This is a genomic window from uncultured Aquitalea sp. (assembly GCF_945957525.1).
Lineage (GTDB): Bacteria > Pseudomonadota > Gammaproteobacteria > Burkholderiales > Chromobacteriaceae > Aquitalea.
In genome coordinates, this window is sequence record NZ_CAMFLA010000011.1 from 125,667 (window position 1) to 140,838 (window position 15,172).

A 15,172-nucleotide genomic window follows, 5' to 3' on the forward strand; every position below is an offset into this window, starting at 1 on the left:
CGACGCCGCCGCGCCCGCCATTCAGGCAAGCAGACGGCCAAGCCCAACCGCCCGACGAGGCGGACAGACAATCACAGAGAGCTCACACATGGCATCAACCCCGGATCAACAGGCCGCCAGGCCGCTCAACCAACAAGACGTGCGCACACTGGCGCTGGCCGCACTGGGCGGCGCGCTGGAATTTTACGATTTCATCATTTTCGTCTTTTTCGCCGCCGTCATCGGCCAACTCTTCTTCCCGCCCGACATGCCGGACTGGCTGCGTCAGTTCCAGACCTTCGGCATTTTTGCCGCCGGCTACCTGGCCCGTCCGCTGGGCGGCATCATCATGGCCCACTTTGGCGACATGCTGGGCCGCAAGCGCATGTTCACGCTGTCCATCTTGCTGATGGCGGTGCCGACGCTGCTGATGGGTCTGCTGCCTACTTACGCCGCCGTTGGCGTACTGGCGCCGCTGGCGCTGCTGGTCTTGCGCATCCTGCAAGGCGCGGCCATTGGCGGCGAAGTGCCCGGCGCTTGGGTTTTTGTGGCCGAACACGTGCCACACCGCCATACCGGCTTTGCTTGCGGCACGCTGACCGCCGGGCTGACTGCCGGCATTTTGCTGGGTTCGCTGATTGCCACCCAAGTGAATACCTCGCTGACGCAAGCGCAGATTGCCGACTGGGGCTGGCGCCTGCCCTTCCTCATCGGCGGCGTATTCGGTCTGATTGCCATGTACCTGCGCCAGTGGCTGCATGAAACGCCGGTGTTCGCCGAAATGCAGGCGCGCAAAACACTGGCCGAAGAACTGCCGCTCAAAACCGTACTGAAAGCGCACAAGGGTGCCGTAGCAGTATCGATGCTGCTCACCTGGCTGCTGTCGGCCGCCATTGTGGTGGTGATCCTGATGACCCCGGTCTACTTGCAAAAACAGCTGCACATCGCACCAGCCACTTCGCTGCAGGCCAATAGCCTTGCCACCATCGCGCTGACGCTGGGTTGCATTGTGGCCGGCAAGATCATCGACCGCATCGGCAGCGGCCCCACCTTCCTGGTGGGCAGCCTGCTGCTGGGCGCTTCCAGCTACCACTTCTACACCACCGTGGCGCAAGACCCCAGCCAACTGTTCACGCTGTACACCCTGACCGGTTTCTTCGTCGGCATCGTCGGCGCCGTGCCGTTCGTGATGGTGCGCGCCTTCCCCGCCCCCGTTCGCTTTTCCGGGCTGTCGTTCTCCTACAATGTGTCCTACGCCATTTTCGGCGGCCTGACCCCGATGGCCGTTTCGCTCTGGCTGAAGAGCGACCCGCTGGCGCCCGCCCACTACGTGGCCACGCTATGCGCGATGGGCGCCTTGCTGGGACTGTGGCTCACCATCAGGCGCGAGCAGACGGCATAAAGCTCCGCCCTCCGCTTGCAAGCCCGGCCATGCCGGGCTTTTTCATGCTCGCGGGCAAGCGCAACGCTCAAAGCCATCCGGATGAGACTCGCGGCTCACCGGCCCCTTCAACCCTGTCAAACCTCAAGATAATGGCAGCAACAGATTAAGCAGTTGCTGATAAACAAATAGGCAACTTTGGAACTCTCACCCGTCATTGCCGTCCATCTTTGCATGCGGCCGTCTTGCGCCGCATTCCGCAGGCCACATGGCCACCTCCCTTCGGCCAACCTTTGCCGGCCGATGCCAACCCATCAGGAGAAGACCATGACCACACTGACCTGGCCCTCCCTTGCTCTCAACCCACTCGCCGCCCTTGGACTGCTACTGGCCGCCGGCGTGCTGGGTGCGCGCCTGCTCAGCCGCGCTACCGACCTGCCGGCACTGACAGGCTATGTCCTCACAGGGCTGATCATCGGCCCGGCCGGCCTGCGCCTGCTGAATGCCGACCTGCTGCTGCAAGCGGAACTATTTGTCCAGCTGGCCCTGGGGCTGGCCCTGTTTGACACCGGTCGTCGCATCGATCTGCACTGGCTGCGCCGCGAGGGGACCCTGCTGATCAGCACGGTGCTGTATGCCACGCTGGTTTTTGCCGGACTGTACACCGCGCTGCAGTGGGCCGGCCTGGACTGGAGCGTCAGCGCCATGATGGCCGCACTCGGCATGGCCACTTCGCCCATCGTCATCCTGGAGCTGCTGCGCGAAACGCGCGCCGAGGGGCAGCTAACCGAACGCCTGACCGCCATTACCGGCCTGACTGCGCTGATGTCTTATACGGTCTTCGCACTGGCTATCGGCTCGGCGCGTGTTGCCGGCCACCAAAGCACCGAGGACAGCCTGCTTTCGCCAGCATGGCTGGTGCTGGCCGCGCTGGCGCTGGGCGTGGCCGCCGGCCTGGCGACGATTCCCTTGCGGCGCTGGCTGGGCGCGCGCGAACGTGAACAACAACAAGTGCTGTTGTTCGGCCTGATTGCGCTGGTAGTAGGCGCGGCCGCGATGATAGGCACCCTGCCTTCGCTGGCCATGCTGGTTTTCGGCCTGGCCACGCGCAATCTGCAAGGCGGCCTGACACTGACCGAACCCGGTCTGTCGTCGCGCAGCCAGTTCTTCTTTGTGGCTTTCTTCGTGGCTGCCGGCGCGCAACTGATGCCGCGTTCGCTGACCGACAACTGGCTGCCCGCTCTGCTGTTTCTTGGTCTGCGCAGCGGCCTTGGCCTGCTGTTCTGGTGTGTCGCGGCTTCGGCCAACGGTCTTGCGCGCGCTCGCGGCCTCTGGCTTGGCCTGGCGCTGAACCCCCTCTCGGGCGGCGCGGCCATGCTGATGAGCCTGGGCATTCTTTCCGTCGGCAGCCACGGCAGCCGCTTCGCCGGCACCATGATGGCGGTGTTTGTCATCAGCGAGATCGTCGGCCCCATCCTCACCCGCCTGGCGCTGGACAAGGCCGGGGAAAGCCAGAAGGAGGCATGAGCCATGCTTGATTTCACCCATAGCGCGCCGCTGACGCTGGGCGTTGAGCTGGAACTGATGATTCTCAACCGGCACGATTTCAACCTCACACGCGCCTCGGACGACCTGCTATTGCAAGTGGGTCGCCGCCAGCACGCCTACGACATCAAGCCCGAGATCACCCAGGGCATGATAGAGATCGGCACCGCCATTCACAGCGATGTCAACCAGATGCAGCTTGAGCTCTACAGCATCCGCGCCCTGCTTAACGAATGCGCGGAAAAGCTCAACCTAGGGCTAGCGGGCGGCGGCGCCCACCCCTTCCAGCACTGGAGCCGGCAGGCCATCTACCCCAAGGAGCGCTACCATCTGGTATCCGAGCTGTACGGTTATCTCGCCAAGCAATTCACCGTTTACGGCCAGCACATACACATTGGCTGCCCGGACGGCGACAGCGCTGTCCGACTCACCCATTACTTGGCTCGCTACATTCCCCACTTCATCGCCTTGTCGGCCTCATCGCCTTTCTTCCAGGGCGTGGACACCCGCTTCCAGACCTCTCGTCTCACCAGCGTCAATGCCTTCCCCCTCTCCGGCTGCATGCCGGCCAATGTGCACGACTGGGAAGGATTCAATCGCTATTTCGGCCATATGCAGCAGCTGGGCATTGTGGCGAGCATGAAGGATTTTTACTGGGACATCCGCCCCAAGCCGGAATACGGAACCGTGGAAATCCGCATTTGCGATACGCCGCTGACGCTGGAAACGCCAGTGCTGCTGGCGGCCTACGCCCAGATGCTGGCGCGCCGCTGCCTGAACGATCCATCGCTGATGGCGCCGGAGTCGCAATACCTCACTTACAGCTACAACCGCTTCCAGGCCTGCCGCTTCGGCTTTGACGGCTCGATAGTGGCTGACGAGCAAGGCGGCACGCGCAGCCTGCAGGAAGATGTGCTGGATACCCTGCAGGCGCTGGAAGAACATGCCGCGGCGCTGGGCTCGCTCGAGCAATGGCGCAGCCTGCGTCAGCGTGCCCTGACGCGGCGGACTGACAGCGACTGGCTGCGCAAGGTGCTGGAGGATAGCGGCTCGCTGTCTGAAGTGGTGCGGCGTCAGAGCGAGCTCTGGATGTACGGCCGCGGACAGGAAGGCTAAACTGGTCGACCTGTCTGCATCTCTTCGGCCAACCTCTGCCATGCCCCTGGAACTGCCCGAGCATTTCAATCTTTCACTGCCCCGCCGTTGGTGCCTGTTTGACGGCCCGCGCGTCTTGCTGATCAACGACCAGCTGCCCACCGCCGAAGCGGATGACTGGCCTCTGGCCAACCGCCAGCTGGTGGACCAGCAAGGCGGGCACAACCTCTATTCGGCCGATTTGATCGGGCCGGCGCCGGTTGGCGAATGGACGCCGTTGCGCGCCGCGCTAACCGCGCTGCCGCCGGAGCAAACCGCCGGCGTGGCGCGCGCCGCCCAGCTAAGACAGTTCCAGCATACGCATCGCTACTGCGGGCATTGCGCTTCGCCGCTGACCCAGCATGCGCACGACCAGGGCAAACGCTGCCCGAGCTGCGGCCAGCTGTACTACCCGCGCCTGTCGCCGGCGATGATGGTGGCCGTGTATCGCGGCGAAGAAATCCTGCTTGCCCGTAGCCCGCACTTCATGCCGGGCGTTTACAGCGCACTGGCGGGCTTTGTCGAACCGGGGGAAACGCTGGAAGAGTGCGTCCATCGGGAAACACGAGAAGAAGTGGGCGTTGAAGTGCGCAACTTGCGCTATGTGCGGTCGCAATCCTGGCCGTTTCCGCATTCTTTGATGTTGGCTTTCACTGCGGAATACGCCGGCGGCGACATCCGCCCGCAGCCGGGTGAAATCGAAGACGCCGGCTGGTATCACATCGACGCCCTGCCCTTGATTCCGGCCCAATTGTCCGTGGCCTACCATCTGATCCGCCACACAGTGGACTGGTTGCGGCAGGGCAAACCTGCCTGAAACAGTCAGCGCCCCCGAATCAGCGGAGGCGCGGCGAATCAGGCCAATGCCTGACGGCGCTCCAGATGCCAGAGCAAGACGGTCAGCGCCTCGATGGCGGTTTGCTGGCGCACCGCGCCGCGATCCCCGTCAAAATGCCGTACAAAAGCCTGCGCCAACCCGTCCGGTCCGCACAAGCCGAACCACACCGTACCCACGGGCTTGGCCTCGCTGCCTCCGCCGGGGCCGGCAATGCCGGATACCGCCACCGACCATTGCGCGCCGGCGCGCCGGCAAGCGCCAGCCGCCATCTCGCGCACCACGTGCTCGCTGACCGCACCGTGCAAGCCCAAAGACGCCGCCGGCACACACAGCAAATCCTGCTTGGCCTCATTGCTGTAGGTGACGAAACCATAGCCAAACCAGCCGGAGCTGCCAGCGATCTCCGTCACAGCGGCGGCAATCAGCCCTCCGGTGCAGGATTCGGCAGTCGCCAGCCATTCTCCGCGTGCAGCCAGCCTAGCACCCACCTCGCGGGCGAGATTCAACAATTGCTCATTCATGCCGACTCCTGAAATGGCGGATCAGCGCCTGGGTAGAGCTGTCATGCCCTTCGGCCAACGCCGTATCCGCATCCAACTCCGGCAGGATACGCCGCGCCAGCTGCTTGCCGTACTCCACGCCCCACTGATCAAATGAATTGATACCCCAGATCACCCCCTGCACAAACACCTTGTGCTCATACAGCGCCAGCAGCATGCCCAACAAGTAAGGCGTCACCTTGTCCAGCGCCAGCGTATTGGACGGCTGATTGCCGGGGAACAGCTTTTGCGGCAGCAGCATGTCCATTTCCTCGCCCGGCAGGTGCGCCAGCTCCGCCATTACCTCCGCCTCGCTCTTGCCGCGCATCAAGGCCTCGCTCTGCGCAAAGCAGTTGGCCACCAACACACGATGCATGTCGTCGAGGCCGTAATGGCTGTTCATCGGCACGATGAAGTCGCACGGCACCAGTCGCGTACCCTGATGCAGCAACTGGAAGAAGGCATGCTGACTATTGGCGCCCTCTTCACCCCAAATGACCGGGCCGGTATCAAAATCCAGCGGCTGGCCAAAACGCCCGGTGCGCTTGCCGTTGGATTCCATGTCCAACTGCTGGATATGCGCCGGCAAGCGCCGCAAGCCGTGGTCGTACGGCATGATGGCGTGGGTGTGCGCCTGGTAGAAGGTGTTGTACCAGATGCCGATCAGCGCCATCAGCACCGGCATGTTGCTGCCAAACGGGGCCGTGAAAAAGTGGCGGTCCATCGCATGACCGCCATCGAGAAACTCGCGAAAACGCTCGTAACCGATAGCCAGCATCACCGGCAAGCCAATGGCGGACCACACAGAGTAGCGCCCGCCCACCCAATCCCAAAAGCCGAACATGTGCTTGGTATCGATACCAAACGCGGCCACCGCTTCGGCATTGGTAGAGACGGCGACAAAATGACGAGCGATATCCGCCGGCGAACCCGCCTGCAAAAACCAGCTCTTGGCGGCCTCGGCGTTGAGCAGCGTCTCCGGCGTGGTAAAGGACTTTGAGGCCACGATGAAAAGCGTAGTGGCCGGATCCAGCCCGGCCAGCGTACGCGCAATATGCTGCCCGTCCACATTGGAAACAAAATGCACGCGCAAACGCGGGTGTGCGTAAGCCGCCAAGCCCTCATGCACCATCAGCGGCCCCAGATCGGACCCGCCAATGCCCAGATTCACTACATCTGTGATGGCGCGACCATCCATGCCCAGCCAGTCGCCATCGCGCACGCGTTCGACAAACAACCGCAAGCGGCGCAGCACAGCATGCACCTCAAGCGCGACATCCTCTCCATCCACCCACTGCGCCTCGCCCTCCGGCAAGCGCAAGGCGGTGTGCAATACGGCGCGGCGTTCGCTGACATTGATGCGCTCGCCGCCCTGCATGCGTGCCATCCACCCAGCCAGATCCGCCTCTTCGGCCAACCCCGTCAGCAGCTCCAGCGTGCGCTCGGTGATACGGTTTTTGGAGTAATCAAGCAGCAGGCCATCCAGTTGCAGCGTAAAGCGCCGGGCGCGATCCGGATCGGTCTGGAACAATTCGCGCATGTGCACGAAACGGGTGGCGCGCTGGTGCTGGTGCAGCCGCGCCCAGGCGGGAGTCAGATTGATGGGGTTCAAGATGTCTGAGTTCATTCGGCAATGACAGCAAGCAAAAAGCGGATAACAAAACGGGAGCATCCGCCCCCGTCCTCACAACAACCTGCCGATTGTAGCGCCAGCACTACAGGCCATGCCAATCAGATCTTCAGGAAGTGTTCCCGATAATAACGCAGCTCTTCGATGGATTCCTCGATGTCCGCCAGCGCCTCGTGCTTGCCGCGCTTGACCACCCCGCGCGCCACCTCCGGCTTCCAGCGCTTGCACAGCTCTTTCAGCGTGGACACATCGATATTGCGGTAATGGAAGTACTCTTCCAGCCGAGGCATCCAGCGCACCATGAAGCGACGATCCTGATGGATGGTGTTGCCGCACATCGGCGAGGTGCGCGCCGGCACATACTCGGCCATGAAAGCCAGCAGCATTTCCTCGGCCTGCGCCTCGGACACGGCGGAAGCCTTTACCTTGTCGATCAGGCCACTCTTGCCGTGGGTGTTCTTGTTCCAGTCATCCATAGCGTCGAGCAGGCTGTCCGGCTGGTGAATCACCAGCACGGGCGACTGCCCCAGCACATTGAGCTGACTATCGGTAGCAATCATAGCCACTTCGATGATGCGTTCTTTTTCCGGATCTAGCCCCGTCATTTCCATGTCGAGCCAGATGAGGTTGTTCTGATCTTGTGCCATACTGTCCAATCTTTGCAAAACCTAGGCATTTTCCTTGATTGCCGCCCTGTCGGCAAACATCGCCGCTTCACGACCACCACCAAAACATGACCGAGGCTTTCCGTTATTTGTTCCTCGCGGCCATCGCCGTCACGCTTGTTCTCAAACTCTGGCTGGGCTGGCGTCACATGCGCCACGTCGCCGCGCACCGTGCGCGCGTGCCGCAAGAGTTCGCCGGCGCCATCACGCTGGAGCAGCACCAGCATGCCGCCGATTACAGCCGCGCCAAGACCCGCTTCGGCCTGATATCCGCCGTTTTCGACAGCGCCGTGATTCTCCTGCTGACGGTGGGCGGCGTACTGGACGCGCTGGCGCGCACCCTCCAGCAGCACATCGCCGGCCCCCTCGCCGGCGGTCTTGCGCTGGCCGCCGCCGTCACGCTGATCAGCGGAGCGCTGTCGCTGCCCCTGTCCCTCTATAGCACGTTCCGCATTGAAACCCGCTTCGGTTTCAACAAGATGACCCTGGCGATGTTTGTCGCCGACCTCATCAAAGGCGCGTTGCTCGGCGCCGCCATCGGCCTGCCCTTGCTGGCGCTGGTGCTGTGGCTGATGAATATCTCCGGCCCGCTGTGGTGGCTGTGGGTATGGCTGGTGTGGTCTGGCTTCCAGTTGCTGATGGTGGCGCTCTACCCCACGCTGATTGCACCACTATTCAATCGCTTCCTCCCGCTGGAAGACGATGCCCTGCGCCAACGCATTGAGTCCCTGCTGACCCGCACCGGCTTCAAAAGCCAGGGGGTCTTCGTCATGGACGGCTCCAAGCGCTCCAGTCACGGCAATGCCTATTTCACCGGCTTTGGCAGCGCCAAACGCATCGTCTTTTTCGACACTTTGCTCAAGCAACTGTCGGCCGAAGAGATCGAAGCCGTACTGGCCCACGAACTGGGCCACTTCAAGCGCCGCCACATTGTCAAACGCATCGTTTTCGCCTTTGCGCTGTCGCTGGGTTTCCTCTTCATCCTCGGTCAACTGATCAATGCCCCCTGGTTCTATCAGGGCCTGGGCGTCAGCCAACCGGGCACCGCCATGGCGCTGATCCTGTTCTTCATCGCCGTGCCGGTATTCACCTTCCCACTGACGCCGGCTTCCAGCTTGCTGTCGCGCAAGCATGAGTACGAAGCCGACGCCTTCGCCGCGCAGCAGACCGACGCCGGCCAGCTGGTATCAGCGCTGGTAAAACTCTATCGCGACAACGCCGCCACGCTGACGCCGGACCCGATACACTCCAGTTTTTACGACTCCCACCCACCGGCAAGCCTGCGTATTGCCCACCTCAAAGGAGCCGCGCAATGAATCTGCTCGACCTCAAATGCGAAGCCCAGCACGGCATGTCCCCGCTGGCGGACACCACCCGCGCCCAGCTACTGTCCACCCTGCCAGGCTGGCAAGTGGAAGGCATTGAATTGGTGAAAACCTTCGCCTTTGCCGATTACTACAAAACCATGGCTTTTGTGAACGCACTGGCCTGGATTGCCCACCAGGAAGACCACCATCCCGACATGTCGGTGCACTATAACCGCGCCGTGGTGCGTTTCAGCACCCACGATGCCGGCGGACTGACCCTCAACGACTTCATCTGCGCCGCCAAGACCGAAGCCCTGCAGGGGCGCGCATGAGGGCCGCCGAGGGGCTGATCGTGCGCAGTCATGGCCGCCGCTTCATTGTGGAAGCGGAAGGTGTGGAATACGGCTGCAGCACCCGCGGCAAGCGGGTGGACTACGCTTGTGGCGACCGGGTGGAAATCCTCATCCAGAATAAAGAGCAGGCCGTCATCGAAAACGGCTTGCAGCGCAAGAGCCTGCTCTACCGGCAAGACGACTGGAAAACCAAAATCATCGCCGCCAATGTCACTCGCATCCTGTTTGTGATGGCGGCCGTACCCAGCCCCAGCGAAGAGCTGCTCAACCGCTGCCTGATTGCCGCCGAAGCAGCCGACATCGATCCGGTAATCGTGCTGAACAAGGCTGACCTGCCTGAAACCGCAGCGCTGAGAGAACGCCTGAGCGCCTATGAAGAGCTGGGCTACAAGCTGGTGTCGCTATCCGCCAAACAGGACATCGGCCCGCTGCTGCCTTTGCTGAAGGGCGAGACCAGCGTCTTTGTCGGCCAGTCCGGCATGGGCAAGTCCACGCTGACCAATGCGCTGCTGCCGGACGCCAACGCGCGCATTGGCGACATTTCCGAAGCGCTGGACTCCGGCCGCCACACCACGACCCATGCCACGCTTTATCACCTTGACGAAGACAGCGATCTCATCGATTCGCCGGGTCTGCAGGAATTCGGTCTCAAACACCTGAGCGCGCCGGATTTATTGCATTACTTTCCCGAAATGCGTCCATTGATCGGCGAATGCCGTTTTCACAATTGCACGCATCGCAAGGAACCCGACTGCGCCATCAAGGCTGCCGCCGAATCGGGCCGCATTGCGCGCCAGCGGCTGGATTTACTCCAACGGCTGACCAACGAGCTAATAAACCAATCGTCATAAACATTGCTGTCATGATGGCTGTTTACAATTCTTTGACGGACTCATATTCTGGTAAGAAAAAAGTAATGTGGAACGAAGCCAGATTAGTTTCCCCCGACAAAGACAAGGAGCCAGCATCATGACTACAAAACGCATCGCACTCGTCACCGGCGGCATGGGCGGCATCGGCACCGCCATCTGCAAGGCTCTGGCCGAATCCGGCCACATCGTGATCACCACCTACAGCAAGCCCGGCAAGGAGCAAGCCTGGCTGGGCGACATGAAAGGCCTGGGCTTTGCCGACGTGCACGCTTATCAGTGCGACGTCACCGACACCGCCGCTTGCCTGGCCATGATCGCCAAAGCCCAGCAGGAAGTGGGTCAGATCGACATCCTGGTAAACAACGCCGGCATCACCCGCGACGGCACCTTCAAAAAGCAGACCAAGGACGACTGGGATGCCGTCATGAAGACCAACCTGGACTCGCTGTTCAACATGACCAAGCCTGTGCTGGACGGCATGCTGGAGCGCGGCTTCGGGCGCATCATCAACATCTCCTCCATCAACGGCCAGAAGGGGCAGTTCGGTCAGACCAACTACTCCGCCGCCAAGGCCGGCATGCATGGCTTCACCATGGCGCTGGCGCAGGAAGTGGCGCGCAAGGGCGTGACGGTCAACACCATCTCCCCGGGCTACATCGCCACCGACATGGTGATGGCGGTGCCGGAAGAAGTCCGCAACAAGATCATCGCCAACATCCCGGTGGGCCGTCTTGGCAAACCGGAAGAAATCGCCGGCCTGATCAACTACCTCGCTTCCGATGTGGCCGGTTTCATGACCGGCGCCAATCTGGCCATCAACGGCGGCCAGCACATGATGTAAATGCGGCGACAAGCCCCAGCAAAAACCCGGCCTCGCGCCGGGTTTTTTCATGCGCGGCATCTGTTATGCTTGCCGCTTTGCAAGCAAAACGGGCATCCAGCATGGCTGAAGAACTGAAGATCGCCGCAGGCGACAAGGAAGACAAATACCACGAGCTAGTGCCGCAAGCGCGTGCGCTAGTGGAAAGCGAAGACGATCTGATCGCCGCGCTGGCCAACCTCAGCGCCGCCCTGGCGGGCACTTTCAACTGGCTGTGGACCGGCTTTTACTTGGTGAAAAACGGCGTACTGGTGCTTGGCCCCTTCCAGGGCCCCATTGCCTGCACCCGCATCCCGCGCGGCAAGGGAGTATGCGGCGCCAGTTGGGCAGAAAACCGCACCCTGATCGTACCGGACGTGGAAGCATTTCCCGGCCACATAGCCTGCTCCTCCCTCTCCCGCTCGGAAATCGTAGTGCCTCTGCGCAACCGCGCCGGCGAAGTGGTGGGAGTGCTGGATGTGGACTCTGAAGCGCTGGCGGCATTCGACGAGGTCGATGCCCGCCACCTGGAAGACATTGTCAGCGCCCTGACGCATCTGTTTGACTGAGCGCTCCCTCTGCTCTGCATGAAAAAACAGCCCCGCCAAACCGGCAAAGCCTCATAACACTGTCTTGTCGCTCATATCGCAGGCCCACCCCGGCGATATGACGCGACGCCACAACTTCTCAAGCCAGCGGCAATTGCATCTGCCTGCCGATCCACTCCCGGATGCCGGCCTCATCCAGCAGCGACAATTCTTGCCGCGCGTCATGCATGGCGGCAGAAAGCCGCTGCAACTGGCGCTCCAGCCGCCCGGACATCTCGCCGGCCAGCCTGGCGTTTTCGCCGGCCATATCCAGCAGGCGAGCGCTGGCCTGCTCCGACAACACCGAATGGCGCTGCGCCATGTCTTCCAGTTCGCGATTGCGCTGCTCCAGCAATTCCAGCCGGGCGGACAGTCTGCCGGCTTCGCGATCGCGATCGGCCAAGCGCTCGCGCCAGGCATTGTCGGACTGCGCAGCTTGCTGGCGGGCAACCTGCAGCTCCTCAGCCAGACTCTCCTGCGCCTGGCGCATGCTTTGCCGCTCATCTTCCAGCTGCTGATACAGGCGCACCCGCAAGCCATCCAGCCGCTCATAGGCCAGTGCTTCGCGCCTCTCCGCCTCGGCGCGTTCGTCCAGTACGCGCTGATCGGCGCGCTTTTCGATGTCGGCCACGCGCGCATCCGCCTCCAGCCGCGCCGTCTGCGCCTCTTCGCGCGCCGCCGTCAACTGAGCCTCCAACTTCTGCCTATCCTGCTGCAGCAAGTCGATGCGCGAGCGCTCGGCGCGCAGCTGATCATCCAGATCCTGCAACTTGACGCCGCGCAATTCCAGCTCGCGCTGCGCCGACTGCAATGACGCCTGCGTCGCCTCAAGGCGCTGCAGCGCCGCTGCCTCGGCTTGGCGCGCAATCGTCACCTCGCCCTCGGCCTCTTGCCTCAATGTCTCCCACTGCTGCTCTGCCGCCGCACAAGCCGCATGCCACAGTTGGGCGAAAGCCTCCGCCACGCCGGCAGGCCAATCCGGATGGCGCGCGGAATGCGACATACGCGCCAGAAACTCCTGTCGCCACTCCTTCAGCGTGTTGTTAATGGTGGTATTGGAGCCGGTGCCCAGACGCGCGCGCACTTCCACCACCGTAGGCCACACCCCCTCGCCCACCAATTCAAAAGCGGCCTGCCGGATGCGTGAATAAATATCGCCAGCCATGTTTCTTTGCTCCCATGCGCTTCACTGCGTGCAGTATAACATCACCGTAAACAACATATTACGTATTGCATTATTTTTATTACACTCAAGCCATCCATGCGCCATTTCCACGCCAACCACATCACACCGCAAATGCCCGCTCACGAAAAATGAGCCTTCACAGCAAGCCCGCAAGGGCGTAACATCTCGCCTCGCTTTTTCCGGGATGGACCATGACCACCAACGCCCCCGCCAAGGCCTGCGGCATCGACTTCGGCACTTCAAACTCCACTGTGGGCTGGCTGCGCCCAGGGCAGGAAACCCTGATTGCGCTCGAAGACGGCAAGATCACACTGCCTTCCGTGGTGTTTTTCAACTACGAGGAAGATCACACCGTTTTTGGCCGGCAGGCGCTGCAGGAATACATGGAGGGATACGAAGGCCGGCTGATGCGCTCCCTGAAGAGCCTGCTGGGCAGCAGCCTGATGGACAGCCAGACCGAAGTGCAAGGCCGCGCCTTGCCGTTTCGCGCCCTGCTGACTCACTTCATTGGCGAACTGAAAACCCGCGCCGATCATGCGGCACACAAGTCGTTTGACAGCGTCGTGCTGGGTCGCCCGGTATTTTTCGTCGATGACAACCCCAAGGCCGACAAGTTAGCCGAAGACACACTGGCCGACATTGCGCGCAGCGTCGGCTTCAAGGACATCTCTTTCCAGTTTGAACCACTGGCAGCCGCCTTCGATTACGAATCCACCATCAGCAAAGAAGAACTGGTCCTGATCGTCGACATCGGCGGCGGCACCTCGGACTTCTCGCTGGTGCGCCTGTCGCCGCAGCGCCATCGCCACGACGAACGCAAGGACGACATCCTCGCCACCGGCGGTGTGCACATCGGCGGCACCGATTTTGACAAACAGCTCAATCTCAACGGCGTGATGCCGCTATTCGGCTACAAAAGCCGACTGCGCAACAATGCAGAAATGCCCTCTGCGCAGTTCTTCAATCTGGCCACCTGGCACACCATCAACTTTGCCTACACCCGCAAGGCATGGATGGACCTGCAAGACATTCACCGCGATGTCGCCAACCCCGCCGCCTTTGACCGCCTGTTCACCCTGATCAACCAGCGCGACGGCCATCGCCTGGCCATGCTGGTGGAAGACGCCAAGATCGACCTCTCAGCCAAAGCCGAACATCACCTGCCGCTGGATATGGTGGAGGCCGGCCTGGCCGCCGAACTTGTCCGAGCGGACTTCGAGCAATACATCGACAACCTGCTGGGCCAGATTGGCCTGACCGTTGAGCGCCTGCTGCAGGACGCGGGCGCCAGCACCGCCGAAGTGGATACCGTATTCTTTACCGGCGGTTCCAGCGGTGTGCCGGCGCTGCGGCAGCGCATTCAGGATTTGCTGCCGCAGGCGCGGCACGTGGAAGGCAACCTGTTTGGCAGCATCGGCAGCGGCCTAGCCATCGAAGCACACAAGCGTTACGGCTAAGAGCGGCTAACAAAAATGGCCAGCACAAGTTGGTACCAATCCTTGTCAGACGGGCAGGAGACGTCAACTTGTCACCCAGAAGCTGTGGAAATCGTTACAGCTGCCGCTTCCCATGCCACTTCATCATCGTGGTAAGAGCCGTCCCCCTTTGGATGATCGGGCGGCTCTGAACGGCATCCTAATTTGTCCTCACCACAGGTATCCCATGGGAGGAGCCGCCTCAGGAACTGGGCTTCGGCAACGGCATGACCTGCTGGCGACGACTGCGGGACTGGCAGGCGCTAGGCGTTTGGGATCTTCTACATCTAACCCTGATGATGCAACTGCGCCAACACGATCAAATGGATTGGAGTCGGGCCAGCATCGACGGGGCGAGTATTACCAGCCCCCTAGGGACCAACAAACTGTCCCCACAGCAAGCTCGGTAGCAAACGGCACATCGTCGTAGATCGCCGTGGCCTGCCCTTGGCGCTGTGTGTTACTGGAGCCAACCAGCATGACTCGATGGTGTTTGAATCATTGATCGGTGCCATCCCGGCTTACCGGGCCAGCCGCAGAAACGACCGGACCGGCTACCCGCCGACAAAGACTATGACTACCGCCGTTGTCGCGACCACCTTCGACGACGCGGCATTCAGGCCCGCATTGCTTGTCAAGGCGTTGAAAGTAGCGAGAAGCTTGGTCGGCATCGCTGGGTGGTTGAGCGAACGCATGCTTCGCGGGCGGGCTTAGGCAAGTTGCGCATTCGCTTTGGACGTCGGCTCGATACGCATTACGCGCTGTTGGGCTTTGTTGCACAAATCAGGGCTTGCGCCTGTCCGGTAGAGTGACCGCATGAGC

14 protein-coding genes and 1 pseudogene are annotated in these 15,172 nt (G+C 61.8%); 11 read left to right on the forward strand and 4 right to left on the reverse strand.

The genetic code is table 11. The features are described 5' to 3' along the window. Positions 1-88: 88 nt before the first annotated feature. From Q0P52_RS12295 to nudC, 4 genes are all read left to right on the forward strand, one after another. Positions 89-1,381, forward strand: a complete 1,293-nt coding sequence (locus Q0P52_RS12295; protein ID WP_293762762.1) for an MFS transporter — start codon at positions 89-91, stop codon at positions 1,379-1,381. A gap of 306 nt (positions 1,382-1,687) precedes the next feature. After that, positions 1,688-2,887 carry a cation:proton antiporter gene (locus tag Q0P52_RS12300; RefSeq protein ID WP_293762764.1) on the forward strand — a complete coding sequence of 400 codons (1,200 nt, stop codon included), beginning with the start codon at positions 1,688-1,690 and terminating at the stop codon, positions 2,885-2,887. A gap of 3 nt (positions 2,888-2,890) precedes the next feature. Then, positions 2,891-4,021, forward strand: a complete 1,131-nt coding sequence (locus Q0P52_RS12305) for a YbdK family carboxylate-amine ligase (RefSeq protein ID WP_293762766.1) — start codon at positions 2,891-2,893, stop codon at positions 4,019-4,021. 40 nt (positions 4,022-4,061) lie between these two features. Beyond that, complete coding sequence (gene nudC / locus Q0P52_RS12310; RefSeq protein WP_293762768.1) at positions 4,062-4,856, forward strand: NAD(+) diphosphatase; 795 nt, start codon at positions 4,062-4,064, stop codon at positions 4,854-4,856. 38 nt (positions 4,857-4,894) lie between these two features. Here nudC and Q0P52_RS12315 read toward each other — a convergent pair whose 3' ends face one another. From Q0P52_RS12315 to orn, 3 genes are all read right to left on the reverse strand, one after another. Beyond that, complete coding sequence (locus Q0P52_RS12315; RefSeq protein ID WP_293762770.1) at positions 4,895-5,398, reverse strand: nicotinamide-nucleotide amidohydrolase family protein; 504 nt, start codon at positions 5,396-5,398, stop codon at positions 4,895-4,897. Then, the gene (pgi, locus tag Q0P52_RS12320) at positions 5,391-7,043 is read right to left on the reverse strand and encodes a glucose-6-phosphate isomerase (protein WP_293762772.1); all 1,653 of its coding nucleotides are present in this window, start codon (positions 7,041-7,043) and stop codon (positions 5,391-5,393) included. Before pgi ends, Q0P52_RS12315 begins: the two co-directional genes overlap by 8 nt. A gap of 104 nt (positions 7,044-7,147) precedes the next feature. Then, positions 7,148-7,693 (reverse strand): oligoribonuclease, encoded by a 546-nt coding sequence (orn, locus tag Q0P52_RS12325; RefSeq protein ID WP_293762774.1) that lies wholly within the window; start codon positions 7,691-7,693, stop codon positions 7,148-7,150. A gap of 86 nt (positions 7,694-7,779) precedes the next feature. On the opposite strand from orn, the gene Q0P52_RS12330 reads away from it, so the two are divergent. The 5 genes from Q0P52_RS12330 to Q0P52_RS12350 all read left to right on the forward strand — a co-directional run bounded on the left by Q0P52_RS12330 (position 7,780) and on the right by Q0P52_RS12350 (position 11,671). Further along, on the forward strand, positions 7,780-9,027 hold the full coding sequence (locus Q0P52_RS12330; RefSeq protein ID WP_293762776.1) for a M48 family metallopeptidase: 1,248 nt from the start codon (positions 7,780-7,782) through the stop codon (positions 9,025-9,027). After that, positions 9,024-9,350, forward strand: coding sequence for a 4a-hydroxytetrahydrobiopterin dehydratase (locus Q0P52_RS12335; protein ID WP_293762778.1), 327 nt, complete (start codon positions 9,024-9,026; stop codon positions 9,348-9,350). The genes Q0P52_RS12330 and Q0P52_RS12335 overlap by 4 nt, the downstream gene beginning before the upstream one ends. Next, positions 9,347-10,222: a ribosome small subunit-dependent GTPase A gene (gene rsgA / locus Q0P52_RS12340; protein WP_293762780.1), complete on the forward strand. Its 876-nt coding sequence runs from the start codon at positions 9,347-9,349 to the stop codon at positions 10,220-10,222. Before Q0P52_RS12335 ends, rsgA begins: the two co-directional genes overlap by 4 nt. Before the next feature lie 115 nt (positions 10,223-10,337). Then, positions 10,338-11,084, forward strand: coding sequence for an acetoacetyl-CoA reductase (gene phbB, locus Q0P52_RS12345; protein ID WP_366062317.1), 747 nt, complete (start codon positions 10,338-10,340; stop codon positions 11,082-11,084). Positions 11,085-11,185: 101 nt separating this feature from the next. Continuing rightward, entirely contained in the window at positions 11,186-11,671 is a 486-nt protein-coding gene (locus Q0P52_RS12350) for a GAF domain-containing protein (protein WP_293762784.1), read from the forward strand. 118 nt (positions 11,672-11,789) lie between these two features. On the opposite strand, the gene Q0P52_RS12355 is transcribed toward Q0P52_RS12350, so the two are convergent. Continuing rightward, positions 11,790-12,854, reverse strand: a complete 1,065-nt coding sequence (locus Q0P52_RS12355) for a DNA-binding protein (protein WP_293762787.1) — start codon at positions 12,852-12,854, stop codon at positions 11,790-11,792. Positions 12,855-13,066: 212 nt separating this feature from the next. Between Q0P52_RS12355 and Q0P52_RS12360 the strand changes: the two genes are divergently transcribed. Together Q0P52_RS12360 and Q0P52_RS12365 are read left to right on the forward strand one after the other, a co-directional pair. Beyond that, complete coding sequence (locus Q0P52_RS12360) at positions 13,067-14,332, forward strand: Hsp70 family protein (RefSeq protein ID WP_293762790.1); 1,266 nt, start codon at positions 13,067-13,069, stop codon at positions 14,330-14,332. 112 nt (positions 14,333-14,444) lie between these two features. Next, a pseudogene (locus Q0P52_RS12365) lies at positions 14,445-15,162 on the forward strand (IS5 family transposase). Positions 15,163-15,172: the final 10 nt, after the last annotated feature.

Coding starts and splice junctions, on each gene's coding strand:
- Q0P52_RS12295 (WP_293762762.1), top strand. CDS start 89: ATGGCATCAACCCCGGATCAACAGGCCGCCAGGCCGCTCAACCAACAA.
- Q0P52_RS12300 (WP_293762764.1), top strand. CDS start 1,688: ATGACCACACTGACCTGGCCCTCCCTTGCTCTCAACCCACTCGCCGCC.
- Q0P52_RS12305 (WP_293762766.1), top strand. CDS start 2,891: ATGCTTGATTTCACCCATAGCGCGCCGCTGACGCTGGGCGTTGAGCTG.
- nudC (WP_293762768.1), top strand. CDS start 4,062: ATGCCCCTGGAACTGCCCGAGCATTTCAATCTTTCACTGCCCCGCCGT.
- Q0P52_RS12315 (WP_293762770.1), bottom strand. CDS start 5,398: ATGAATGAGCAATTGTTGAATCTCGCCCGCGAGGTGGGTGCTAGGCTG.
- pgi (WP_293762772.1), bottom strand. CDS start 7,043: ATGAACTCAGACATCTTGAACCCCATCAATCTGACTCCCGCCTGGGCG.
- orn (WP_293762774.1), bottom strand. CDS start 7,693: ATGGCACAAGATCAGAACAACCTCATCTGGCTCGACATGGAAATGACG.
- Q0P52_RS12330 (WP_293762776.1), top strand. CDS start 7,780: ATGACCGAGGCTTTCCGTTATTTGTTCCTCGCGGCCATCGCCGTCACG.
- Q0P52_RS12335 (WP_293762778.1), top strand. CDS start 9,024: ATGAATCTGCTCGACCTCAAATGCGAAGCCCAGCACGGCATGTCCCCG.
- rsgA (WP_293762780.1), top strand. CDS start 9,347: ATGAGGGCCGCCGAGGGGCTGATCGTGCGCAGTCATGGCCGCCGCTTC.
- Q0P52_RS12350 (WP_293762784.1), top strand. CDS start 11,186: ATGGCTGAAGAACTGAAGATCGCCGCAGGCGACAAGGAAGACAAATAC.
- Q0P52_RS12355 (WP_293762787.1), bottom strand. CDS start 12,854: ATGGCTGGCGATATTTATTCACGCATCCGGCAGGCCGCTTTTGAATTG.
- Q0P52_RS12360 (WP_293762790.1), top strand. CDS start 13,067: ATGACCACCAACGCCCCCGCCAAGGCCTGCGGCATCGACTTCGGCACT.